Origin of the sequence: Nostoc edaphicum CCNP1411 (assembly GCF_014023275.1) — a bacterium.
In the GTDB taxonomy this organism is placed as follows: Bacteria; Cyanobacteriota; Cyanobacteriia; order Cyanobacteriales; family Nostocaceae; genus Nostoc; species Nostoc edaphicum_A.
This window is the reverse complement of record NZ_CP054698.1, coordinates 2,352,179-2,377,002: the sequence shown is the minus strand read 5'-3', so window position 1 is coordinate 2,377,002 and position 24,824 is coordinate 2,352,179. Positions and strand designations below refer to the sequence as shown.

At 42.0% G+C, this 24,824-nt stretch carries 18 protein-coding genes and 1 pseudogene; 5 read left to right on the top strand and 14 right to left on the bottom strand.

Going from position 1 to position 24,824, the window contains the following annotated elements:
• Positions 1–233 precede the first annotated feature (233 nt).
• Complete coding sequence (glgX, locus tag HUN01_RS12415; RefSeq protein ID WP_181931524.1) at positions 234–2,360, top strand: glycogen debranching protein GlgX; 2,127 nt, start codon at positions 234–236, stop codon at positions 2,358–2,360.
• Positions 2,361–2,587: 227 nt separating this feature from the next.
• Here glgX and HUN01_RS12410 read toward each other — a convergent pair whose 3' ends face one another.
• The 8 genes from HUN01_RS12410 to HUN01_RS12375 all read right to left on the bottom strand — a co-directional run bounded on the left by HUN01_RS12410 (position 2,588) and on the right by HUN01_RS12375 (position 12,687).
• Positions 2,588–4,120 carry an iron uptake porin gene (locus tag HUN01_RS12410; RefSeq protein ID WP_181931523.1) on the bottom strand — a complete coding sequence of 511 codons (1,533 nt, stop codon included), beginning with the start codon at positions 4,118–4,120 and terminating at the stop codon, positions 2,588–2,590.
• A gap of 262 nt (positions 4,121–4,382) precedes the next feature.
• Positions 4,383–5,363 (bottom strand): phosphotransferase, encoded by a 981-nt coding sequence (locus HUN01_RS12405; RefSeq protein WP_181931522.1) that lies wholly within the window; start codon positions 5,361–5,363, stop codon positions 4,383–4,385.
• Positions 5,364–5,405: 42 nt separating this feature from the next.
• The gene (locus HUN01_RS12400; protein WP_181931521.1) at positions 5,406–7,199 is read right to left on the bottom strand and encodes an ABC transporter ATP-binding protein; all 1,794 of its coding nucleotides are present in this window, start codon (positions 7,197–7,199) and stop codon (positions 5,406–5,408) included.
• Positions 7,200–8,360: a glycosyltransferase family 4 protein gene (locus tag HUN01_RS12395; RefSeq protein ID WP_181931520.1), complete on the bottom strand. Its 1,161-nt coding sequence runs from the start codon at positions 8,358–8,360 to the stop codon at positions 7,200–7,202.
• 13 nt (positions 8,361–8,373) lie between these two features.
• A complete protein-coding gene (locus HUN01_RS12390) occupies positions 8,374–9,639 on the bottom strand; it encodes a glycosyltransferase (RefSeq protein WP_181931519.1) in 1,266 nt (421 codons plus the stop codon).
• Between the two features lie 50 nt (positions 9,640–9,689).
• Complete coding sequence (locus HUN01_RS12385; protein ID WP_181931518.1) at positions 9,690–10,961, bottom strand: glycosyltransferase family protein; 1,272 nt, start codon at positions 10,959–10,961, stop codon at positions 9,690–9,692.
• Between the two features lie 277 nt (positions 10,962–11,238).
• Positions 11,239–11,796, bottom strand: a complete 558-nt coding sequence (locus HUN01_RS12380) for a hypothetical protein (protein ID WP_181931517.1) — start codon at positions 11,794–11,796, stop codon at positions 11,239–11,241.
• Between the two features lie 12 nt (positions 11,797–11,808).
• The gene (locus tag HUN01_RS12375; protein WP_238846228.1) at positions 11,809–12,687 is read right to left on the bottom strand and encodes a hypothetical protein; all 879 of its coding nucleotides are present in this window, start codon (positions 12,685–12,687) and stop codon (positions 11,809–11,811) included.
• Between the two features lie 488 nt (positions 12,688–13,175).
• Between HUN01_RS12375 and HUN01_RS12370 the strand changes: the two genes are divergently transcribed.
• Positions 13,176–13,802 carry a Uma2 family endonuclease gene (locus tag HUN01_RS12370; protein WP_181931516.1) on the top strand — a complete coding sequence of 209 codons (627 nt, stop codon included), beginning with the start codon at positions 13,176–13,178 and terminating at the stop codon, positions 13,800–13,802.
• Between the two features lie 10 nt (positions 13,803–13,812).
• Here the strand turns inward: HUN01_RS12370 and HUN01_RS12365 are convergent, their stop codons facing one another.
• The 4 genes from HUN01_RS12365 to HUN01_RS12350 all read right to left on the bottom strand — a co-directional run bounded on the left by HUN01_RS12365 (position 13,813) and on the right by HUN01_RS12350 (position 17,446).
• On the bottom strand, positions 13,813–14,736 hold the full coding sequence (locus HUN01_RS12365) for a tetratricopeptide repeat protein (RefSeq protein ID WP_181931515.1): 924 nt from the start codon (positions 14,734–14,736) through the stop codon (positions 13,813–13,815).
• Between the two features lie 169 nt (positions 14,737–14,905).
• Positions 14,906–15,241, bottom strand: a complete 336-nt coding sequence (gene petJ / locus HUN01_RS12360; protein ID WP_181932669.1) for a cytochrome c6 PetJ — start codon at positions 15,239–15,241, stop codon at positions 14,906–14,908.
• 359 nt (positions 15,242–15,600) lie between these two features.
• Positions 15,601–16,107: a GNAT family N-acetyltransferase gene (locus HUN01_RS12355; protein ID WP_181931514.1), complete on the bottom strand. Its 507-nt coding sequence runs from the start codon at positions 16,105–16,107 to the stop codon at positions 15,601–15,603.
• 163 nt (positions 16,108–16,270) lie between these two features.
• A complete protein-coding gene (locus HUN01_RS12350; RefSeq protein ID WP_181931513.1) occupies positions 16,271–17,446 on the bottom strand; it encodes an RpoD/SigA family RNA polymerase sigma factor in 1,176 nt (391 codons plus the stop codon).
• 1,000 nt (positions 17,447–18,446) lie between these two features.
• On the opposite strand from HUN01_RS12350, the pseudogene priA reads away from it, so the two are divergent.
• A pseudogene (gene priA, locus HUN01_RS12345) lies at positions 18,447–21,082 on the top strand (primosomal protein N').
• On the opposite strand, the gene HUN01_RS12340 reads toward priA, so the two are convergent.
• On the bottom strand, positions 21,083–22,558 hold the full coding sequence (locus HUN01_RS12340; protein ID WP_181931512.1) for an ATP-binding protein: 1,476 nt from the start codon (positions 22,556–22,558) through the stop codon (positions 21,083–21,085).
• Positions 22,555–23,238: a response regulator transcription factor gene (locus HUN01_RS12335; protein ID WP_181932668.1), complete on the bottom strand. Its 684-nt coding sequence runs from the start codon at positions 23,236–23,238 to the stop codon at positions 22,555–22,557. The genes HUN01_RS12340 and HUN01_RS12335 overlap by 4 nt, the downstream gene beginning before the upstream one ends.
• 150 nt (positions 23,239–23,388) lie before the next feature.
• Between HUN01_RS12335 and HUN01_RS12330 the strand changes: the two genes are divergently transcribed.
• Both HUN01_RS12330 and HUN01_RS12325 read left to right on the top strand, forming a co-directional pair.
• Positions 23,389–23,658, top strand: coding sequence for a hypothetical protein (locus HUN01_RS12330; protein ID WP_181931511.1), 270 nt, complete (start codon positions 23,389–23,391; stop codon positions 23,656–23,658).
• 168 nt (positions 23,659–23,826) lie between these two features.
• Complete coding sequence (locus HUN01_RS12325) at positions 23,827–24,480, top strand: hypothetical protein (protein WP_238846226.1); 654 nt, start codon at positions 23,827–23,829, stop codon at positions 24,478–24,480.
• Positions 24,481–24,824 lie beyond the last annotated feature (344 nt).

The window sequence follows — 24,824 nt, the reverse complement described above, 5'->3', positions numbered from 1 at the left end:
GACAGAGCAGTTTTCCTCCAGCCTCTTGCCCTACGCTTCAATTTATCAGACTTAAGGAATAGAGATTTTTATTACTAATGATAGAGCAAATAATATTATTTAATAAGCTAGATTTTAATATTAGTGATTTTAACGAATTATTAGTAACTTTAAGTTCCAACTAATTATTATTAATTATTCAAGAAAATCTAAGTTGATTATTTACTGAAAAACTAATTATTGAAAATTTACTTATGTATGTAACTTTATGGCCAGGGAATGTATATCCTTTAGGTGCAACTTGGGATGGGAAAGGGACGAACTTTGCTTTATTTTCGGAAAATGCAACAGGGGTAGAGCTTTGTTTATTTGATAATGATGACGAAGAAATTCGCGTGCCTTTGACAGAAAAAAACAATTTTGTGTGGCATGGCTACTTACCAGGAGTTGGCCCAGGTCAAAAGTATGGATTTAGAGTACATGGGGCATGGGCACCGGAGGTAGGTCATCGATTTAATCCAAACAAACTATTGATTGATCCCTACACCAAGGCAATTGACGGTGAATTTAGTAACGATCCATCTGTATTTGGCTACTCTTTAGACGCTCCAGAAAAAGACTTAGTTTTTTCTGAACTAGATGATGCCAAAATAATGCCAAAGTGTGTTGTAGTTGATCAATCTTTTGATTGGGAAGATGATAAACGGCTTAATACACCTTGGCATACAACTGTTATTTATGAAACTCACGTCAAAGGTTTTACTAAACTACATCCAGGTATTCCAGAAGAGTTACGTGGCACTTATGCAGGGTTAGCGCATCCAGCTGCAATTCAACACTTACAGCAATTAGGAATTACAGCAGTTGAGTTGATGCCAGTACATCACTTTTTATCTCATCCGGGACATTTAGAAGATAAAGGATTAAGGAATTACTGGGGTTACGATTCCATCAACTATTTTGCCCCCTATTCTAGTTACAGTGCTAGTGGGACTGAGGGACAACAAGTCACTGAATTCAAGCAAATGGTCAAAACACTTCATTTTGCTGGAATTGAAGTGATTTTAGATGTAGTCTACAACCACACTGGCGAAGGAAATCATTTCGGGCCAACGCTATCTTTGCGAGGTATTGATAATTCTGTATATTACCGTTTGGTTAAAGATGATCCTCGCTACTACATGGATTTTACAGGCTGTGGTAACTCTCTGAATGTGCGTCATGCTCAAGTTCTGAAGTTAATCATGGATAGCCTGCGCTATTGGGTAATAGAAATGCATGTAGATGGCTTCCGATTTGATTTGGCCTCGGCGCTAGCACGGGAATTATATGAGGTAGACAATCTATCAGCCTTCTTTGATATTATTCATCAAGACCCAATCTTAGCAGATGTGAAACTCATTGCTGAACCTTGGGACTTAGGAGAAGGCGGCTATCAAGTTGGGAACTTTCCACTGCGTTGGTCTGAGTGGAATGGCAGATATCGGGATACAGTACGAGATTTTTGGCGTGGTGTAGATGATAGTTTAGGACAATTTGCTTACTGTTTTACCGGTAGCCCTGACCTATATCAAACAAACGGGCGCAACCCAAATGCAAGTATTAATTTCATAACTGCTCATGATGGTTTCACGTTAAATGATTTAGTCAGCTACAACGAAAAGCATAACGAGGCAAACGGGGAAGACAGTAGAGATGGTGAAAGCCATAATAGATCGTGGAATTGTGGTGTAGAAGGTGAAACGGATGATCCAGAAGTAATGCGTTTGCGCGAACGGCAACGACGAAACTTTTTAGCAACCCTAATGCTATCTCAAGGTGTCCCAATGCTATTAGAAGGGGATGAAATTGGCTGTAGTCAAAAGGGAAATAATAATGTCTACTGCCAAGATAATGAAATTTCCTGGCGGCATTGGGATTTGCATAAAGCGAACTCGGATTTACTAGACTTTACACGTGAACTAATTAATTTTCGCCATCAGCATCCAGTATTCCGACGACGTAAGTGGTTTCAAGGTCGTCCCATTCACGGTTTAGGCATTAATGATATTGCTTGGTTTAATTCTGATGGCAGTGGAATGACTGAGAAACAGTGGCTAGTTAGTTATGCCAAAGTAATGGAGATTTTTTTGAATGGGCAGGGAATTGCTACTCCAGGGGATCGTGGTGAGCGGATTATTGATGAAAGTTTTCTGATATTTTTTAACGCTCACTATGAATTAATTGAGTTTGCTTTACCTAATGAATTTAAAGAAAAGGTATGGGAGATAGTAATTGACACAAATGAACCTCGCTTTTTAGATCGGGGAAAGTTAGTTTCAGGTTCTCAAAGTGTACCAGTTACAGATCGTTCTCTGATGGTGTTACGCCTGATCAGTTAGCAGTGTGAGGAGAAAAATACCACTTGAACTTTACTTTTAGAGGATGTTTTAAAAGTCCTCTGGTCGGTAGAAAAACCTTTTAGATCCCCCTAAATCCCCCTTAAAAAGGGGGACTTTGATTTTGTACAAGAAACTCTAGTTCTATTTATGGATGAGATAAAACGGTTAATCCTTTTTATCAATGACCTAATTTTACTGGCTAAGGCGGAGCATCTAATTTTTTGTAGTTAAAAGGTAAATGTTGTCCGAACTGTACCAATATAAATTTTGTCATTACTATTATCATTTTCGGGATTCGTGATGACAAATAAACCTGGAGTTATCGCTAGATTATCTGTGATTTGCAGGTGGTAAAAAGCTTCTAGATGTAAAGATGTATCCTCATCTTCAAAGGTATCGCCGAAACTATTATCAGTTACTTTAGGTGGTTGACCTACCACAAATCCGGCAAAGCTATCTTCTTGTCCAATATCTTTGATCGATAGTAGTAACGCCCATGTGGAGATAAAAGCATTTGGGGTTGCTGTTAAATCTTCTGCTGTCGCATGAATAAAACCAACTCGGCCCCCAAGGGTGATACTTGGGTTAAGTTGCCAAGCGGCTTCTGCACCAAAGGAATTCGCAGTAATGGCATCTGCCTGATTATTAAAAGGATTGTTAGTTAATTCGCTGCCGGTGCCGGTATTCACATTATTGTAAGAGTGGATATAGGTAACGCTAAGTGCTGTTGTTTTGGTGGGTTCAAGGGTGATTTGAGCGATCGCACCATGAGGACTAGCAAAAATTCCCCTCTCTGGATTGGCTGCATCGCTGGTAATATATGCCAATGACAGATTTAGAGAGTCATTTAAATTATGAGAAATACCGATACCTGCACCGCCACCTTGTCGTCGAATCGGATTTTCTCGTCCAAATGTAGAAATTGATCCGTCTCCACTACCGCTAAACAGAGGATTGACACTAGGAACAAAATCGCCTAATCCTCCTCCTAAAGCGTACAAAGTTATGCGAGTTTGCTTACCTAGTGGAAATTTATAATCTATCTCATCTATTTCCATCTCATTGTCATCGTCGCCATCAAATCCCAAATTGGCCATTTTAGTTCCAGTAAAATCTGACAATTCTGGTGTATTTCGACCTTGCAAGCGTATTTGCAAGTTGTCTTTGCCGGTAAAACTTGTCTCTAAGCTAAGACGGACGCGATCGCTCAACACTAAATTATCATTGATTGGCTTGGTTCTACTGTTGGCTTTTTTTCCACCAGCAACTCCAATCATCGCAAAGATAATCTCTCCCTCTAACTCAACTTGAGGCGAAAACTGTTGTGTTTGCAATGCATTCACTTTGTTTTCTAATAAATCGATGCGATTTCTGAAAGTTGCTAATTCTGCCGAAAACTCTGCTTGTAATTTTTGAATGGTAGTTAACGTTTTTCGATTTATTTTACCATTACTGATTAGCTCATTTATGTGTATAATGCAAGCATTTAATTTAGTAGCAAATTGATATCTATTTAGAGTTTGATTGTCAGGATTAGTGTTACTAACGCAATCATATTGCTCAATCAATGCTTGTAGTGTTTTAAATTCCCAACTATCAACACTAATATCCGACAATTGAGAAACTGATGTAATTTTGTTTAATTGATTATTTTCTATTGATACGGGCTTAGTCGTTGCATTAGCTTTATTTATGCTGCTCAAGATAAGGGAAATGATTAAACTAATCAAGCGAATTTTCTGCAAAAAAATTAAACCCATCAATACTATCTCCTGAAAATACTACCAGTTCGCAAAAATAGGGTGACAGATATAGCGATTCTCGTTTGTAATAGACTTTGACCTCTCTCCAAACCTCTCTCCTAAAAGGAGAGAGGCTTTGAATCTTACTCCCCTTCCCTTGTAGGGAAGGGGCTGGGGGTTAGGTCTGTATTGGTCTTTCAAGACGCGATTCATCGCGTCTCTACATGAGGGTTTTGGGGTTACTGTATTGCACTTAAGTCAGAAACCCTATAATTACGAATTACGAATTACAAATTATCCCAAGTCGCTGTTCACACAGATTTAATAGTGCTTCTGTAAAAGGACGACGTTCTGCAAATTGGGTGCTGATATATATATGCCGGACTAAAGTTAGAGCAGTATAGGATTGAATTGCAGTGAGGAATTCATCGCTTGTAAGCTGAATAAATCTTTCAGTTAAAACATTTTCATACTCTTGTAATACTTGGGAGTTACCAAAAGTACGAAGACTGTATTCTTGAATATGACCAATGAAGTTACCGATATCAAGCGCCGGATTACCTTCACAATATAAATCTAGGTCGATGAGATACAAACGAGAATTATTAATAATCACTTGATCGGGATAAAAATCACGGTGGATACCACAATGTTTTATTTCTGGCGTGTTTTTTCCTAAATGATTACTTGCTTCTAATATTCTCTCTAACCGGGATTCCCATTGTGGATATTGTTGCGTAACTAATGGAATCCGCTCATGCAAAATTCGTAGTTCATCTGACATAGTATGAGAACGGCGAGGAGCAATATTAGCTTGGTGCAATTTGTGAGCAGCTTCAGCAATTAGTTTTGCGGGTAAAATACTGTCAGTTTGTGATAAAAATTGAGTAGCAATAACCCCTTCAACTTTACGCTGCAACCACATTTGCCATTCAGGAATTACCCCAACAGGTTCAGGTACAGAAATTCCATCAGGACTATCATCACCAAATCCGGCTGACCATAGAGATTTCTGTAACTCATAACTATGAAAATCCGTTCCCTTAGCCCTAACCTTACCAATCAGCGTAATTATTTGTCCATCATCATGAATCAATTCATATTCAATCAAACAACGCCGCCCCAACTTATGACGAATAACCCGGACTTTTTGCGCACGACAATTTGCAGCGATCGCTAAACACCGCCCAAAACACTCTTCCACCCGCAACCGATCAACCGCATCCGCCAAAAAAGGCATCTTCCCATCACTAAATCCCATACTCTGCGTACCTCTGCGCTTACCTCAGCGTCCCTCTGCGTTTTAAACCCTCAAAGAACCCTGTACTTGATACAAAGCCGCATAACGCCCATTCTGTTGCATCAATTCCAGATGAGTACCTTGTTCCACCACCTGCCCATTTTCCAGATAAAGAATCATATCTGCGCGAGTTGCCAGATAAAGATCATGAGTAATTAAAAAAGTAGTGCGATTTTCCGACAACTGTTGCAGCGCATCAATCACAGCCTTCTCATTCCCCTTATCTAACCCCGTAGTCGGTTCATCTAAAATCAGGATAGGAGCTTGACGGATAGCAGCACGAGCGATCGCAATTCTTTGTCTTTGTCCCCCAGAAAGAGTTGCGCCTCTTTCCCCTACAAGGGTGTCGTATCCTTGTGGTAAAGCTTGGATAAACTCATGAGCGTTAGCTAAACGAGTCGCGTCTTCGATTTCGGCATCAGACACCCCGGCAATCCCGTAGGCAATGTTTTCTCGAATACTAGCAGCGAATAAGAGACTATCTTGCAAAACTACACTAATTTGTGGACGTAATGATGCTAATGTATATTCTCGAATATCCCGCCCATCAATCATTACACGCCCGTCTGTAGGGTCATAAAGCCGTAATAATAGACTGACTAATGTAGACTTACCACCACCAGAAGTCCCAACGATCGCAACTTGTTGTCCCGGTTGAATGTTTAAGTTGATTTCTTGCAGTAGAACTTGTCCTGATTCATAGGCAAAGTGGACGCGATCAAAACGCACTGTACCTCGGAAAATCGGGGCGGGGATTGCATCTGGCAAATCATAGACATCGGGTTGCTGATTTAATACATCTAAAATGCGCTCACTAGAAGCCGCAGCTTTCGCCAGTCGTCCGGTGTACTTAGCGAAGTTCTGAACTGGCTTAAAGGCATTCTTCAGGTAGGTGAGAAATACCAGCACATCCCCAGGTGTTAACGCATCTCGCAGCGCCAGCCAAGAGCCGTACCATAAAACGATCGCTGTTCCCAGTGCAATCACAGCATCAACAGTACGTTCCAAGTGAGCCGCCAGCCGTTGGGTTTTGACGCTTTCTTTGAGACTACGCTGATTTTGTTGAGCAAATACTCGTGCAAAAGCATCTTGCAAGGATAGGGCTTTCACTAATTTAATGGCAGCAATGGACTCAGCCGCCGTCGCCGCCACAGCACCTTCTTGGTGGCGTTGCTTCAATGAGGAATCTTTAATTCGCTGGCTGAGTCGGTTAGTAACTAGCCAAAATAACGGTAGTGTGAATAGTGAAAGTAGGGTCAGGCTGGAATTCATCCAAAACATCACCCCAATCATCCCAAATAGAGTCAGAATGCTGACTACTAGTGGTAATGCTGCCGTAATCATAATTTCTTGGAGACGGCTAGCATCGCTACTGACACGGATAATTAAATCACCGCTACGCGCTTTGGTGTGATAAGCCAAAGATAAATCTTGCAGATGGCAATACAAATGATTACGCACTTTCGCCATGACTCGGCTACCAACTGTTGCTAATCCGACAGTACTCCAATAGGCAGCAAGGGCGCGGAAGCCTGTAATAAGTAAGACTGCAACGGCTGAGAATGTCAGTAATGTTATCGCTTCTAAATTAGCAATGATGGGAATATTATTTATCTTATCGCCACGCAAGAGAACGTAATCAAAGACAAACTTGAGGGGCCAAGGTTCTAATACGCGGAGTCCGACATCTGCAATTAAAGCGATCGCAGAAATCAAAAGTAATCCGAACTGTGGACGAATGTCAGGCCAGAAATAAACCAGGATTCCCCACAAACCAGGAACAGCTTGTTTTGACATTTAGCGTTTCACCTCCATCGGCAATGGAGATGCTATATGGAGAATTTTTTGAGCGATCGCATCCCAAGTATGATGTGCGATCACCGTTTGCCGCGCCGCCTGTCCTAAAGTATGACGGAGAGTAGGCGATCGCCACAATTTTTCTAAAGCCTCTGCTAAAGCGATCGCATCACCTGGAGGACAAAGAATACCATTCACCTCTGTATCAATTAAGTCTGCCAATTGCCCAATCTGACTCACGACTACAGGCAAACCAGCCGCCATATATTCATATACTTTCAATGGTGAGAAGTAAAAATCGGATTGCGCGGCGTAGGGTGCAACGGCGACATCCATTGCTGCTAATAATTGAGGAACTTCATCAGGATTCACCGCACCTGTAAATTGAGTATGAGAATCTAATCCCCGTGCAGCTAATTCCATTTGCAGATTTTCCCGTTCCGGGCCATCGCCAACAATTAAAAGTTTGGCATTGGGAACACGTTGATACAGTAAACTAAAAGCTTCTGTGAGAATTGGCAATCCATGCCACGGTTTCAACGTACCGACAAATCCCACTGTAAAGGTTTCTGGGTGAGTTGTAGGACGAAGGGTAGAAAAGCGGTGAGGATTGACACCATTAGGGATGACATGAACTTTGCTACTGTCTACATAATTCATCAAGTAAGTTTTCACTGCATCTGAAACAGCAATCAGTGCTGTAGCTGCTGAAAAAACTCGATTTGCGACTTCTTCCGCACTTTGGCGATCAATCAAACCCCGATGCTGTGCTTGTTCTGTAATCAGAGGCGAATTTACCTCCAACAAACCCGGAATTCCCATAGCTTGGGCATACTCCATCGCGCTATAACTCCAAAGAGAATAACGTTCATAAATGAAGTCAAAGGGGCCAAATCTTTCCAAATTTAAACGTAAATCAGGATTGAGCGCTAAAGCAACTTGCTCTCGCATCGCCCGTTCTAATTTGGGGATAACTGGGAGTTGATGAACAACAACATTAGCTAAATCTGCGGGTAATTCTCCCCCAATCCGAGTAGCAAATAATGTGACTTGGCTACCTTGCTTTTGCAACGCTCGAATCACCTCTTGGACATGAATCGAACATCCTTTTTGACCAAATACAGGTATACCCGGATCGGCACAAATGTATGCAATTCGCATCTTCACACCTCCTTTACGCTTTTGCGCCTACTTTGCGAGTTCCGCTTGCGGTATGCGTGAGAAATAATTCCCGTAAAATTGCAGTATTGCAATGAATATCAAACTCAGACTCAATTAATTGTCTAGCCTGGGTTGACAACTTAACCCGCAAAGCAGAATTAGTCAGGAATTGCCCAAGTGCGATCGCTAATTTATCAGCATCATGTTGTGGCACAATCAACCCAGTCTCGCCATCACGCACCAATTCAGGAATACCCGTTACATCAGTACTTACACAGGGAGTTCCTAAAGCCATAGCTTCCAGTAAAACTGTTGGTAGTCCATCCCGATTACCATCTTTGCCAATAACATAAGGTGTAGCAAACACAGCAGCTTTCTGTACTAATTGAAACACCTCATTTTGTGGACGCGGGCCGACAATTTCCACAATAGATTGCAGTTCTAAATCTATAATTTGCTGACGCAAAGTCAATTCTAAAGAACCAGTACCGACAATTTGACACTGAAACTGATAATTTCTCTGCTTGAGAATGGCACAAGCATCAATCAAAACAGATAGCCCTTTCTTCTCAATTAACCGACCGACTGAGATAATTAATGGCGGACGTTCAGCCGGAGAAGAATATTGTAATTGTCGTAAATCTAACCCGTTGTAAATGCGCTGAACTTGCTTTGCGGGTAAATTATATGTATTGTGCAGATATCTGAGATTATAGTCACTGACAGTTACGACACTAGCCGCATCCTGTAGCTTACGTTGCATATCCTCAAATTCCACGCTTTCATGAAATATGTCTTTAGCATGAGCCGTAAAAGTATAAGGAATGCCTGTAAAGTGAGATGCTAGCCGAGCGACACTAGTAGCTACAGTGCCAAAATGAGCGTGTAAATGAGTAATGCCTTTGACTCGCGCTTCTCGCGCTAACCATGCGGCTTGGTAGACAGTGCTAGCTTGTTCACCTTGAGCGAAAGCCAGTTTTGGCCAAAAGTCAGGGATAACTTTACTTGCTTCTTGTAACTCTGCCCAAAAATAGCTAGCGGCTGTAGGTGCGAGACTATTGAGTGATTCACTAACCCGCCCTTGAATTGGCCTCCGAATGTAACTTACAGACGCACGGACTTGGGAAATAATATTTTGAAAGTGAGTATCACATAGTGGCCGTAAAGCGAAAATTTCTATATCTAAGCCAGCCGCTTCATGAGCCAAAATTTCATTGACGACAAAGGTTTCAGAATAGCGGGGATAACGTTTGAGAACATAACCAATACGGATTGACATAATTCGTAATTAATGAGGTAAAACTTTTGTCTTTGACCAATGACAAATGACTAATGACAAATAGCTGAGATGAGGATTTCATTAACGAATTGGGGAATGCGGGTAAGTCCTTTGAGATCGACGAAATTACGGACTTGTGATGTCTCTACCTCAAGCTTTAGCCAGTTCGTTAATGCAGTAGGTGTCAGTTGATGTGGGTGCAGTACATCGATTAAGCCTAGTGCTTGTAATCGTTCAGCACGTATTAATTGTTCTCGTCGGGGTTTGATGCGGGGTAAAATTAGCGATCGCTTTGCAAATGACAACAATTCACAAGTTGTATTGTAACCACCCATTGCAATCACACGTTCGGCTTGATTTAGTAACAGCGTTGGCTCGGCTAAATATTCCAACACGCGCAGATTGTCACGTTGCGCTGCATAGTTCTGGATTTTTTGCCGGACTTCTCGCGGCATAAACGGGCCTGTCAAAATGATACCGTTCATCTGCCGTGGTAGTTCAGCATGAGCAAATGTTTCTGCTAACTGCGCTCCGTCTTGTCCGCCTCCCACTAAGCATAATACCAATCGTTCAGATGACAGATTGAGCGATTTAAATGCTTGAACACTATCTAAATCCAGATGCTTGAGGCGACTGCGTTGGTCAAGATAGCCGGTGTAGCGGAATTTGGCAACAGTTTTTGGCTGGAAGTGATACTCTTTTGCTAGGTCATAGATGTTGCGATCGCCATACACCCAAACCTGATCGTAGTAAGTTTGAATCGCCTCTTCATTAGCTGCTCGCTTCCAATCTCGACGCACAGAAGCGGGTTCATCTAAGATATCCCGTAAACCTAAAATGCAGTGTGTTTTTCCTTGAATACGCAAGTAATTTAGGGTTGGATCTAGCTCTCTGACCGCTCCTCGCGGTACATTATCCACAATGAAAATATCAGGTTTAAATGTTTTGATGGTGGTGAGAATAACTTGCGATCGCAGTGTAATAATTTCCTGCAATGATAGATCCAATCTTCTGGCGTGATATTGCCCATCAATGCTTTTATGCAAAGCCGGGAGCGTCAAACAGTCTACCCCTGGAGGTGTTGGTACATTGCTGGCATCTTGAATGCCACTAATCATTAGAACATCGGTTTTTAGGGGTGAACATCCTAAAGTTTGAGCAATCAACAAATTACGGCGTTTATGTCCTAGCCCCATTGTGTCGTGGGAATATAAAGCAATACGCCACTTCCGAGTATTGCTAGATAAACTACTATCCTCTGAAGACAGGATACTACCCGATGTTCTTATAATTTCTCCAGAGTGGGGTAACAAGTTGTTCATTTGCACTCCTGACTAATTTTTCCCACAGTATCTAATCCCCTTTTTATCTAGCAATCTGAAATAATTCATTGAGAACACATGGTTCTATACCCAGAGCTAAAGTTTTCATTGATACTGATTTTGTTCCACCCTCTACCTTTCTTTGTTAAAAATTTTGTGTGTCACTTAACTTGAACTTAACGTAAGTTTAACCAGGGTTTTATGAGAAGACAATGAAGGTTACATGAGAACTTTCTCATGTAACCTTCACCAGATATCAAATATTGCCTATTCGCTTTCAAAAACTATTTTTACTCGTAACTCTAATTAAAAAACGCAGACCTTCATTTACTGCTTCCGAATTTGGAAACATTTCTGCAACATCAGGTTCTAAAATAACTGTCAATTTTTCAATATTATTAAAATTGTCTTCACTAACTATCACATTATTATTCGTCAAGCCATGCTTTGATTGAGTTTTATTCTGTATTATGCTTGTTTGGGAAAATACCGCATTTAATTTATTAACTAGTGATTCCCAACTACTAACTTTCAGGTTAAAATGAGCCTTTGCATTTCGTAATGTTTTAAACTGTTCTTTCAGAGTATCGACAGTATAAATATGCTTCGGAGATACCTGTTTCTCTGCATTCAGGTCTGACTCAACCATATCAACTACTTCATTAATAAGTCGGTCATGATTTTCGGCAATTTGAGCAGCAGCCCCTAAAATCCGAGAAGTTGCTTTTATCTGTACATCAGTCTCTTGTTTAAGGCGATCGGCAATACTGCGAATTTGATCTCCCAGCCCCACTTTACCTTGTTTTTGAGTAGCTGGGAGTGATTTTTTGTTCATGAGTATACTTATTTATTCAGAAAGTATGTCTTTAATTGCCAACCAGATGCGTTTAAACTTTTGTACTAAACCTATAGGATTGTTAGTTGTTTCTTCTTCCACCGAATCAACTAGAGATTGAATTCGATCCATACGCTCTGCGACAATGTAAAGACTGTTTACTGCTTCATCCTTACTTTCTAAAGATTCACGCAATAGCACAACCATCTGGGAAATTTCCCGTTTTAGTTTTTCATTCTCGGCTTTGCGACGAGTTTCCCATCCCTTAATACTAGCTTTGGAGCGACGCTCATGTTTGAGTTCTGCTTTAGTCTCATTGTATAAACTCAAATACATTTCTCGTTCAGAGTTTACTGCTTCATATTTAGTAATAAATTCAGTCGCCCTCGCTTTTTCTTCATTGTAGAGACAGAGCGTTTGCTGATGACTTTTTTGCTCATCAATATAAAAGTTATAATTTTGAGTTACTCGCTCTTTTAGCTCATTAGCTTCGAGTTGGCAAGTTTGAATCTCTCGCTGGTGAACATGAACTAGCTGCGATATTTTCGCTTTTTCTTCTTTATAAAGGCAGAGCGTCTTTTGATAATTTTCTTGTTCATCAATATAAAAGCGATAATTTTGAGTGACTTGCTCTTTTAGCTTATTCGTTTCGATTTGGTAAGTTTGAATTTCTTGCTGAACATGAACCAGTTGGGATGCAGCTTCCTCATTTTCTTTCGCACGTTGTTGCCATTTATCGCGTTCAGATGCAGCTTCCTCAAGGTTGAGGCGAACAGTCATTAATGAAAGTTTAAGCTCATGATAAGGAGTTGGTTCTTTCTGCTTTGAGCGAGGATTATTCACAGCGTTATCATAATTAGAATCTCTGCGATCTGCTCTCCTCATTGCCATAATTTAAGTTCCTATGTAAGTATAAATATTTAAATATAAGTATTCAGTTTAGCCGAGATGAACTCATTGAAGTGTGATCTTGGTTCTACTGATAATATGATCTCAATCTGGATTGGAATATCTTTTATTCTGTCTCAAGCGCTCAAATTCCCAGACATGCGATCTTAAAGTGGCTAAAAACATTGTGCTTTATAAGAAAGCTAGGCTCCAAAAAGTGAAGGGAAATAAGCCTTAAAGCCTCGTACCAAAGTCATCTCTATTTTGTCCGCAAGCACAACCCTGACTTTTCACGTCATGTGGAAAAGCTCATGAAAGACCTAACCCCCTAGCCCCCTTCCCGACACGGGAAGGGGGAAAATTCAAAGTCTCTCTCCTACAAGGAGAGAGATTTAGAGAGAGGTTTTCCAGATCCCGTGAAAAGTCAGAAGCACAACCCCGGTTAAAGTACGCTCTATAATCGTTAGCATTGAGACAAATGGCAATAATTTATGATTCAAGCCTTACGCAAACTAGTTACATTCGATGAATTTGTTGCTCAATATCCTGACAACACAGGAAAACATTATGAATTGCATGATGGAGTAATTGTAGAGATGCCGCAACCCACTGGCAACCATGAAGAGATAATTGTATTTTTAGTCCAGCAATTTATTCTAGAATATAGTCGCATCAGCCTACGCTACGGCATCCCAAAAACAGCATTAGTCAAACCGCCTGAAAGTGAATCGGCTTACTCACCAGATGTGCTGATATTAAATCTCCCTAATTTGGTAAACGAACCTCTGTGGAAAAAAGAATCTACTGTAAGCCAAGCGGAATCAATACCCTTAGTAGTTGAGGTAGTTAGTAGCAATTGGCGTGATGATTATTTAAAAAAAGCTGCTGACTATGAGGCTGTAGGCATCCCAGAATATTGGATTGTAGATTATGCTGCTTTAGGCGGTAGGCGATTTATTGGCAACCCTAAACAACCAACTGTCTCGCTCTACACTTTAATTGAGGGAGAATACCAAGTTAGCCAGTTTCAAGATACCGATCGCATTATCTCACCTCTTTTCCCAGAGTTAAACTTAACCGCCGAACAGATTTTTCAAGCTGGTGGATACCCTGTATAGGCTTGCAGTGCTAGAAAAGAGCGATTTCTGTTACAGACGAAATTTGTTGTCGCAGATTCTTCAGCAAATCTAGAGTTTTTTCGTAGGCAACTTTCTTTCCTTGATGTTCATAATACTCAGATGCTTTTTGCAGATCAGCGATCGCAGCTAAATGATATCCTAAGCGATAATGAGCTACTCCCCGATTAACGTAAGCCTCGGCATTACTGGGGTTCAGTCTGATAACTTGGGAAAAATCACGCACTGCACCAAAGTCATCTCCGTTTCGTCCGCAAGCACAACCCCGATTAAAGTACGCTCTATAATCGTTAGCATTGAGACGAATTGCTAGATTAAAGTCGAGCATGGCTGTTTGGATATCTTGCAAGACAAAATGCGCTAAACCTCGGTCATTATAGATATCTGCAAGCAGTAAGCTAGTAATTCGGGGAATTTGAGTTAAAGCTAAATTAAAGTCAAGAATTGCCTCCGAGTCTTTCCCCTCCCCAGCACGGGCTAGCCCGCGGTTGTAGTAAGCTCGAAAATCGTAGGGTTTAAGTGCGATCGCTCGATTATGATCGACAATGGCAGCGGGATAATCCCCTTGTCTGTAGAGTGCCAAACCCCGGTTCAGATAAGCCTCAGAGTTATCTGGTGCAAAATTTATGGCTTGAGTACAATCTGCGATCGCTTGATGGTAATCTTGTAGTTGGAGATAAGCAAGACAGCGATCGCTATAAACCACAGCAAAATCTTTCTCAAGTTCAATCGCCTGGTTGAAATTCTTTATTGCTTCCTGATAATCACCATGCCGCATCTTATCTACACCCAACTCCAAGAAATCACCCGCTGTGATTTGGGTAATAAAAATGGGTGAAGAATGTGCAGGTAAAGTCAAAAAAGTGAGAGGGAAAGCAACAATTACACTAATCAATAATCGCCAAAAATTACTCATAATACCAAATTAGGATAGGTAATATTACTTGATATTTTTGGAACAATCTTTTTGCAAAGACTCGTAATCCAAAATTGGTATAAGCATCCTATTTGATAATTTCGTCAGCAGCAAAATTAGCGGGGCTTTTTGCCCCGCTAATTATTAATTCTTGAAGTTAGATTTTAGTCTACTTCCAGCCATTATCTGCTTGTGAAAGCACATAAGCAGTTACATCTTCAATCTGGTTAGCTTTCAAACGACTGCCGAAAGCGGGCATGGCATTTTTACCTTTTGTAACTTGGGCGATAATCGCCTCTGCTGAGTACATACCATACTTTTCTAAAGCATCCTTCTTCAGGTTCTTCGGAGCTTGAACCAGATTCTTACCTCCTGCGTGACAAGAGGCACAATTGGCACTAAATACTTTAGCTCCACTAGCAGCATCTCCTGCCAAAGCTGGACTACTGAAGGCAAAGGTGAAGATTGCTATGCCTAACAGCATCACTGTAATCATTTTTTTCATTTCGTGTTCTCTCTGCAATAACGGCTTATTCGGTGCAATATCTTTCATAATTGTCAGTTGAGCCGTTGCCATAGTCAAACGACAAGCTGTCAAACTTCGCTTGAAAGTTTTTGGATTTCTAATCTTCGAGGTTTGTAGTAAGCACTTTAGTGCTTATACCAAAAAGTTATAAAGATACACTTAAATTAATCACAGGGCTTAGGCAAACAATAGCCGAAAAGAATGATTTTCAGTTAGGGGTAATTATTAAGTGCAAGCTTACTGAAAATTGGTATTAGAAAATAAGGACTAAAGTCCTTACTACAAACTTGCTTACCACTACTATTGCTAATTACGTTAGCGAAGTAGAAGCGTTATTATCAATTGTGAATTCTTTTAACAGATCCCAATTGAGTAAGCGCATCTTCTGTGACGCGACAAATTCTCCAATCATCTAATATAGATGCTCCCATACTACGGTAAAATGCTTGGGCTGACTCGTTCCAATCCAAGACACTCCACTCTAACCGCCCACAATCACGTTCTACAGCTATCTGGGCTACTTTAGTCAAGAGAGCTTTACCAATACCTTGCCTACGATATTCTGGTAAAACAAATAAATCTTCCAGATAAATTCCTGGCTTAGTCAAAAATGTTGAATAATTATGAAAAAATAGGGCAAAACCAATAGCTTGATCCGCAGATTCTGCTAATATTGCCTCTACATACCTCCGTGAACCAAATAAATGCTCCTTAAGTGCCAGAGCATTGCCAGTGATAGCGTGAGATAATTTTTCATACTCAGCAAGCCCTTCAATTAATTTAAACAGTACACTGCAATCGGCTGGTTCAGCACAACGCACAATCAAATTGCTACACGAAGTCATTAGTCTATAGTCCATAGTTCATAGTCCATAGTCTATAGGTAACTGTGCAATTTGTTTTGAGTAATGACTAAACGAAAGCCGAAAAAAGGTACAAAACGCCCAGTTTTTGCGAATTGCGAAGCTAATTAAGTCAGGTATTGTATCTCTATCTTCATCAATGTAATTAAATCAACCAACCTTTTAAGCGTTTGGCTATGTGAGGACGCCGCAATTTCCGCATGGCTTTGCTTTGAATTTGGCGCACCCGCTCACGAGAAAGATTGAACATATTGCCAACTTCTTCTAAGGTACAGGGTTCGCTGGTTGTCAAACCATAGCGTAGAGAAATCACATCTTTCTCCCGTGGAGTTAACACATCACCCAAGACTTCCCAAATCTCCTGACGCATCATGTTTTCATTCATTTTTGCTTCTGGAGACAGGTTGTCTTCATCTTCTAGTAAATCCATCAATTCCGTGTCTTCTTCCTTTCCGACGCGGTGGTTGAGAGAAAGTGCTTGACGCCGTAGTTGTTGTAGTTGGCGTAGTTGTTGCACACTAATTTCCAAAGCTTCTGCCATTTCACCTTCGGTAGGATTACGACAGAGTTTTTGTTTGAGTTCTCGTTGTGCTTTTTTTAGCTTGTTAAGCTTTTCAACAATATGAATAGGTAGCCGAATTGTCCGCGCATCGTTAGCTATAGCCCTAGTAATCGCTTGTCTAATCCACCAATAGGCGTAAGTAGAAAACTTGTATCCTTTATCGGGATCAAACTTTTCTGTAGCGCGATTTAAACCCATTGCTCCTTCCTGAATTAAATCCAGAAAAGGCACTCCCCGATTTAGATATCGCTTGGCAATAGATACTACCAATCTCAGGTTTGAGCGAATCATTTTGCGTTTCGCTACTCTACCTTGATACAAGCGACTTTCTAATTGCTTTTCCGTCATTTGTAGCTCGGAAGCTACTTCTAATTTGCTGGGTTCATGTTCCAGTTTTAACTGTAAAGCCGCTTGTATTTCTCTGAATTCTTCTAGAAATCTGACTCGTCGCGCTAACTCTACTTCTTCATCAGGTTTTAGGAGCGGATAACGCGCCATTTCCTTAAAAAACGCGCCGACAGCATCATCATGTTCGGTTTTATTGTATCCCGAAGGACGAGCTGCCGCCATCTCATCCCCCCCGTCACGCTCCTCTGATTCCAGATTTTCTACTACAATTGGAGATTCTTCTTCTGCTACTGCATTTAAACTATCAAGTGATGGTTCTTCGATATCAGCAGCATTCTCCAGTATTTCCATTTTTCCCAATTCAACAATATTCATAGTTTCCTTTAGGGATTGTTGCTTTGTTTGGTACATAATTTAGTTACAGCTACTCGTTTGAGGCTTGGTAGTTTTCCCTAATGGACAATGCACCCGTTTATATAGTGAAATACAGGCTGATGCTAATTTATCTACAGAGATTAGGAGGCAGGAAGCAGGAGGCAGAAGGCAGGAATAACCAACCTTTAAAAGTCCGGGACTTAAGCTGTGAACGCTTTGTATCTCGCAGCACTTTCCACTCGATACAATTGTTCTTTTTAAACTGGGTTTTATACCCAGAGCTAAAGCTTTCATTCATCATTCTTTCCTCCTGCCTTATTCTCTATCCCTCCTGCCTTCTCTGATAAAATTGGCATCTACCTAGCATCTATGGTTAAGGTTCTATACAACCTATAACGAAACTGGTCTTAGCACCCAACAAAACTTTGTTCTTAGGCTCCCAACAGATATATTCTTCATTTTTTTCCGAATTATCAAATATGTCAAACCCCCCTCAAACTTTCTCAACCTTAACAAACATAAAAATCTCAGCTAACCATCCAAATTTCTTAAACTTTCATATATTTTTCTAAATATTTTTAATGTCTTAGGCGTTGGAAGTCACTGGATAAAACAAAAACTTGGTATTAGTGTTATGCATTCCCGATTTCAACTTACCCAGATGATACAAATTACAATAATGGCAGCTTAATTTCGGGATGTTCTTATTTGTATAAAAGCATCTCATAAGCAGAAAGGGTTGAATATCTATCGATAGGCGGAAAAAGGCTACTCCCTATTTAGTAGATGAGTAACTGTTGCAGCAAGAGCCGACATGTTTTTATTTGTATAGTGGGTACCAAATATTTATTGCACGTCTAGTTGATACGAATTTGTCTAGTAGATTACATAAGAGGAAACTTATCAAGTATTATGAAGGATAACAGTATTGAGAAATACCATTTAAATTTAAGAAAGCAAAAAATTAGAGTTGACTTAGCTAGGTTAATTTAGACCAGGGATGTGAGGAAAATATCTAACTATAAAGTCAGAAACTATGTATATTAATGACGTAAATTTATCTCCTTTAGTGGTATCTGAACCTAGAGAATCATACCAGCCAGGTGCAACTCTTAATCGGTGGGTTGAAGTACTGGTAGACTGTCCAGGAAGTACAGGACTATTTACTTATCGATTGCCAGCCCAGTTAGAAATCAAACCAGGGGATATTTTAAGCGTGCCGTTTGGGGCACAACAATTAGGAGCGATCGCGATTCGGTTACTTACACAACCAAATGTCGATTTACCACCAGAAAAAATCCGGGAAGTAGAAGATATAGTCAGCGTTGGGTTTTTCCCAAGTGCTTATTGGGAATTACTCAATCGAGTAGCTGCATATTACTATACGCCGTTGATTCAAGTAATCCGGGTTGCCCTACCGCCAGGGTTGCTGGGGCGATCGCAGCGTCGTATCCGCCTTGTGAGAGGCGAGGGGGGGAGGGGGGCAGGGGGGCAGGGGGGCAGGGGGGAGTCGTTATTTACTGGGATCTCCTGAACCTTTGGCTTTTCTGACTCCAACTGCGCGGCAAGTTTGGGAACTTTTGCAAGGGCAGGCAGCGGGGGACTATAGTTTTGTCTATCTCCAACAAAAAGTAAAATCTGCTTATCGGGGAATTCGGGAGTTATTGCGATTTGGTTTAGTGGAAAGCTACTTAGAACCGCCACGACTGACTCGACCAAAGTTGCAAAAAGCAGTTACCCTCACAGGTACAGTTGATCGAGATTTAACCACTCGCCAACGAGAGATTTTGGAAGTGCTGCGGCGGCGTGGTGGAGAGTTGTGGCTAAATGAATTCCTACAGATTTGCAAAACAACTACTCCTACCCTGAAAGGGCTGGAGGAAAAAGGCTACATCGTCATCGAAGAACGGGAAGTATTGCGAACAGAACAGGGGCCAGCTTTAGTAGGCGATAGTGCTAAATCCTTAACTACTGCCCAAGCTAGCGCCTTAGAAACAATTCAGACATTAAATGAATTTGCTCAAGTTTTATTGCATGGGGTGACAGGTTCAGGAAAAACCGAAGTATATTTGCAAGCGATCGCACCTCTCCTCAACCAAGGTAAATCCGCCCTGGTTTTAGTCCCAGAAATCGGACTTACACCCCAGCTAACCGATCGTTTTCGCGCCCGTTTTGGCAATAAAGTCAGCGTCTATCACAGCGCCCTCTCCGACGGTGAACGTTACGACACTTGGCGACAAATGCTTGCTGGAGAACCCCAAGTTGTGATTGGTACCCGCAGCGCCGTTTTCGCCCCTTTGCCCAACTTGGGTTTAATTATTTTAGATGAAGAACACGACAGCAGCTTTAAACAAGACTCCCCCATACCCACCTACCACGCCCGCACCGTCGCCCAATGGCGAGCCGAATTAGAAAATTGCCCCTTGGTGTTAGGTTCCGCTACGCCTTCCTTGGAGAGTTGGGTAAGCGTGAGGAGGCAGGAGGCAGGGGGGCAGGGGGCAGGGGGCAGGGGGAGAATTCGTAACTCCTCACTCCTCACTCCTCACTCAGCACTCAGCACTCAGCACTCAGCACTCAGCACTCAGCACTCATTACTTAAGTTTGCCTGAGCGCGTCAACTCCCGCCCTTTACCGCCTGTGGAAATAGTTGATATGCGGCAAGAATTGCAGCAGGGAAATCGTTCTATATTTAGTAGATCGCTGCAAACAGCTTTGCAAGAGTTGCAAGAAAAAAAACAGCAGGGAATTTTATTCATCCATCGCCGGGGACACAGTACTTTTGTCTCTTGCCGCAGTTGTGGATATGTGTTGGAATGTCCGCACTGTGATGTGTCGCTGGCGTATCACCACACCGAAGAAAAAGCGCCGGAATTATTGCGGTGTCATTATTGTAACTATGCGCGATCGCATCCTAAATTTTGCCCTGATTGTAGTTCCCCTTACCTGAAATTTTTCGGTAGCGGTACTCAACGAGTCACCCAGGAATTAGCGCGACAGTTCCCAGAGTTGCGCTTGATTCGTTTTGATAGCGATACCACCCGCAACAAAGGCTCACACCGGACTCTACTTACCAAGTTTGCCAACGGCGAAGCGGATTTATTAGTCGGTACGCAAATGCTTACCAAAGGTTTGGATTTACCACAGGTGACACTTGTGGGCGTTGTCGCCGCCGATGGATTGCTAAATTTATCAGATTATCGCGCTAGTGAACGAGCATTTCAAACCTTGACTCAAGTCGCTGGACGTGCTGGTAGAGGCGAAGATCCCGGTAGGGTAATTGTGCAGACTTATACTACAGAACATCAGGTAATTGCAGCAGTGCGATCGCACGATTATCAATCTTTCTCTGAAGCTGAGTTAGAACAACGCCAAGCACTCAATTATCCCCCTTATGGGCGGTTAATTTTGTTGCGGTTAAGTAGTCTCGACCCGATTCAAGTGCAAAATACGGCGCAAATTATTGCCACAGCCTTGAGTACAGAAGAAGAATTCGAGATATTAGGGCCAGCACCAGCGAGTATTTTACGGGTAGCTAATCGTTATCGCTGGCAGATATTGATTAAATTTGACCCCGATGCCTTACCAAAGTTACCAGATTGGGAAGAAGTGCGATCGCTTTGTCCTTCGTCTGTGAGCTTAACTATTGATGTAGACCCGATTAATATTATGTAACTACATCGGTAAGGTGAGAGTGAACGCCGTTTGACCAGAAGGTGTTAAATCAAGGGTGAGATCGCCACCATGTGCGCGGGCAATTTCACGGGCTAGGCTCAGTCCCAGTCCAATTCCTTCTATCTTGCGGTTACGTGAGGGATCACCGCGATAAAAGCGGTCAAAAATGCGTTCACGTTCACGTGCGCCGTAGGCATTGCTCACTGGAATATCTTGGGATGCATTGGCAATAGTAACGTGGAGAGTTGTGGGAGTTTGATGAGCGCGAATCTTGATCCAGCCGTTGGCGAGATTGTATTTGATAGCATTACTGAACAGGTTTTGCAAAACTTGAATTAAAAGATCGCGATCGCCTTTTACCCGCAAACCATCAGTAAAGTCAGTTTGCACAGTCAAGTGGGGAGCTAGCATTTCCACATCTTCTAGCATCTCCATCAGCAACTCAGACATATCCACCTCAACCAGATACAAGCTCATTTTTCCCGCATCTGCCAGAGATAGCAGCAAGAGTTTCCGCATAATTCCACTCAGGCGGCGCACCTCATCCAACAGATTACTTAAGCGCTGTTGCACTTCACTACCGGGATCAACCTGTTGCAGTGTTCGTTCTAGTTCGCCTTGCAAAATAGTTAGTGGGGTTTTCAGTTCATGAGCGGCGTCACCACTAAAGCGAGAAGCTTGGGTAAAACTGCGTTCCAAACGTTCTAGCATTTGGTTAAACACCTGAATCAGTTCAACAAATTCAACATCAGTTGTCCCAATGGGAATTCTTTGATCTAACCCTTTGACAGTCACCTGTTGAATAACGCCCGTTAATTGATGGATGGGACGTAAAGCACTACCAGAAACCAACCATGCTCCCACCGCAACCAGCAGAAGCGCTCCCGGAATTGAAACCAAAAAGATATTGCGAATGGTAGCCATTTCTTGATCGACGGCTTGCAGACTCACAGCAATGGCAATCTGAACATTGGGAAATTTAGTTGCTCCAATCCGCCAAGCTGTTGTTTCCGTCTGCTCAGTGACGAATTGAGGAGGACGTGGACGAATCAGGCGTGGCGGCTCGAAGGATGGATTTGTAATGGGCGGAAAAGGTGGTGGTTCTCTAGGAGGAGGTGGTGGTAAAGGTGTTGACTGAAGACGTTGAACCAGCAGACGATTCACCTTGAAGTCGGGTAGGGAGTTAGATTCATAAAGGATGTTGCCGTTTGCATCAAGCACCAGCAAAGCGATGGGGATTTTTATATTTGTTCCGCCACCGAAGGCATAAGGTAATGAGTCTGCGTAAAGCTGCCATCGTTCGCGATTGGGTGAACGATTTGCCCGCATCAAGTGATTTAATAATTCTGCATCTAGGCGGCTAATCTTGGCATTGTAAATCTGAAACCAGGAAACTGCGCCAAATCCGACTAAGGTGCTACCAGCCAAAGCCGCAGACAACAGAGCAATACGGAGTCGAAAGGAAGGGAGTTTCATGAGCTAGAATCCGCCTTGCGAAATCTGTATCCAACCCCTCGAATGCTTTCAATCCAGACTGCTTCATCAATGGGGTCAATCTTTTTACGAATTCGCTGGATGCAAACATCCACGACGTTGGTATTGGGGTTAAAGTCGTAACCCCAAACATGTTCCAAGATTTGGGTACGGGTGAAAACACGTCCGGGAGAGCGCATGAGATATTCTAGAAGATTAAACTCGCGACTGGTGAGTTCTATCGCCTGGCGATCGCAAGTAACTTCTCTGGTGATGCGATCGAGTTTGATAGGGCCAACGCAAAGCAGATTTTGGCGTTCGCTAACACTCCGGCGCACAACGGCATGAATTCGAGCCGCTAATTCTTCCACAAAAAACGGTTTAGCGATATAGTCATCAGCTCCCAAATTCAGCCCTTCCAAGCGATCATCTAGTTCATTCCGAGCCGTCAACAAAATCACCGGAGCATTCCGACCTTGCCGCCGCAATAGTTTTAAAATTGATAGTCCATCCTTTCCCGGCATCATAATGTCGAGTACGATCGCATCATATTCGTTATCTAATGCCCGCAGATATCCTTCATCACCATTATCGCAGTAGTCTACGACAAATCCCTGCTCCTTTAGTCCAGCCCGGACAAAGTTAGCAATTTTCGCTTCATCTTCCACAAATAGAATATTCACAAGCATTTATTAATTCATATATTGTTCCATTCTAAATTCATTATTTTTTTGTTCAAATTACAAAACTGTAATTTAGAAAATAGGGGAGCTGTAATTTTGAGGTGGCTCAATTAGAAATATGAACACCCTACCTTTTAAAGGTTGATTTTTATGAATATTCGTCGAATCTTAGCCGTAGCAGCAATTCCTTTTTTGATTGGTACATTCGGTTTCATTACACCCAATCAGGCAAATGCCGCTAATCCATCTCATCGGAACGTACAGATTTCACAACAGCCCAACAGACCGCAAATATCTGATAAAAAACCAAAAGTTAGACATTCCAAGCCCCGTCCAAATCAGAAAAAGCGTTCTCTCCAACGTCCCCAAGCCCATAATCAGGGCGCGGTTCAAAACCGGTTAGGACAGAATAATCGTTAATTAACTCATCCCACAGCTACGAAAACATCGCAAGTCTTTCCGACACACTCTTGCGATCGCTTGTTTTCTTGAATTGCCGTGATGAAATTGAAGTCATTAGTCCCAATCACCAAGGACTAATGACTATTTTGAAAAGACTTAATTAGAAATATAACTTTTGGAGATTTAATGATGAATATTCGTCGATTACTAGTGGTGACAGCGATTCCTGTTTTGGTTGGCACATTTGGTTTTATTTCACTCAATCAAGCAAATGCTGCTAATCAATTCGATCAAATTGCACAGGCGCAACTACCGCCTAACCAACCATCAGACAAAAAACCACACCCACCTCGACCTGATTTTGCAGCTGCTGCGACTAAGTTAGGAGTTACAGAAGCACAGTTAAAAGCTGCGTTGGGAGTTCCTGCCAATCCTCCAAATCCAGGCGATCGCAATCAACGCCCACCTCGACCTGATTTTGCAGCCGCAGCGGCCAAGTTAGGAGTTACAGAAGCACAGTTAAAAGCTGCGTTAGGATTTCCTGCCAATCCTCCCAATCCAGGCGATCGCAATCAGCGCCCACCTCGACCTGATTTTGCAGCCGCAGCAACCAAGTTAGGAGTTACAGAAGCACAGTTAAAAGCTGCGTTAGGAGTTCCTGCCAATCCTCCAAATCCAGGCGATCGCAATCAACGCCCACCCAAACCCGATTTTGCAGCCGCAGCCGCAAAACTTGGTGTCACTGAACAACAGTTAATCGATGCATTAGGCGTTCCACCTCATCCTCCTGGCGATCGCGGAGCCTCTCATCACGAAAATCGTCCTAATCAACCAGAATAGCTGAACATTATGTAGATTAAGGAGAAATTCAATTATCCATTAATCGCATAACAATTTGATAACAGAATGCGACGACCATTTGTAGAGACGCGATTCATCGCGTCTTGCACTTACAGCAGAATCCAGGAATCATTCAATTTTGGATTTTAGTCAATGAATATATAACACCTAATCTCTTCCTTACGAGGGAAGAAAAAAAATAAGCTTTTGTGCAGGCAAAAATTAAAAGTATGTTTTTGCGTTGCTTCTCTCTATTTCTTACAGGAGAAGCTAGTTACGAGAAATCTGTAGAACTGTTGTTAAAAAAGAAAAATTGTTTGACTGTCTTGCCAAAAAACCGTAAC

Coding starts and splice junctions, on each gene's coding strand:
- HUN01_RS12380 (WP_181931517.1), bottom strand. CDS start 11,796: ATGAACAAAAAATCACTCCCAGCTACTCAAAAACAAGGTAAAGTGGGG.
- HUN01_RS12375 (WP_238846228.1), bottom strand. CDS start 12,687: ATGGCAATGAGGAGAGCAGATCGCAGAGATTCTAATTATGATAACGCT.
- HUN01_RS12330 (WP_181931511.1), top strand. CDS start 23,389: ATGAATATTCGTCGAATCTTAGCCGTAGCAGCAATTCCTTTTTTGATT.
- HUN01_RS12340 (WP_181931512.1), bottom strand. CDS start 22,558: ATGAAACTCCCTTCCTTTCGACTCCGTATTGCTCTGTTGTCTGCGGCT.
- HUN01_RS12365 (WP_181931515.1), bottom strand. CDS start 14,736: ATGAGTAATTTTTGGCGATTATTGATTAGTGTAATTGTTGCTTTCCCT.
- HUN01_RS12395 (WP_181931520.1), bottom strand. CDS start 8,360: ATGCGAATTGCATACATTTGTGCCGATCCGGGTATACCTGTATTTGGT.
- HUN01_RS12350 (WP_181931513.1), bottom strand. CDS start 17,446: ATGTACCAAACAAAGCAACAATCCCTAAAGGAAACTATGAATATTGTT.
- HUN01_RS12400 (WP_181931521.1), bottom strand. CDS start 7,199: ATGTCAAAACAAGCTGTTCCTGGTTTGTGGGGAATCCTGGTTTATTTC.
- HUN01_RS12355 (WP_181931514.1), bottom strand. CDS start 16,107: ATGACTTCGTGTAGCAATTTGATTGTGCGTTGTGCTGAACCAGCCGAT.
- glgX (WP_181931524.1), top strand. CDS start 234: ATGTATGTAACTTTATGGCCAGGGAATGTATATCCTTTAGGTGCAACT.
- HUN01_RS12410 (WP_181931523.1), bottom strand. CDS start 4,120: ATGGGTTTAATTTTTTTGCAGAAAATTCGCTTGATTAGTTTAATCATT.
- petJ (WP_181932669.1), bottom strand. CDS start 15,241: ATGAAAAAAATGATTACAGTGATGCTGTTAGGCATAGCAATCTTCACC.
- HUN01_RS12370 (WP_181931516.1), top strand. CDS start 13,176: ATGATTCAAGCCTTACGCAAACTAGTTACATTCGATGAATTTGTTGCT.
- HUN01_RS12405 (WP_181931522.1), bottom strand. CDS start 5,363: ATGGGATTTAGTGATGGGAAGATGCCTTTTTTGGCGGATGCGGTTGAT.
- HUN01_RS12325 (WP_238846226.1), top strand. CDS start 23,827: ATGATGAATATTCGTCGATTACTAGTGGTGACAGCGATTCCTGTTTTG.
- HUN01_RS12390 (WP_181931519.1), bottom strand. CDS start 9,639: ATGTCAATCCGTATTGGTTATGTTCTCAAACGTTATCCCCGCTATTCT.
- HUN01_RS12385 (WP_181931518.1), bottom strand. CDS start 10,961: ATGAACAACTTGTTACCCCACTCTGGAGAAATTATAAGAACATCGGGT.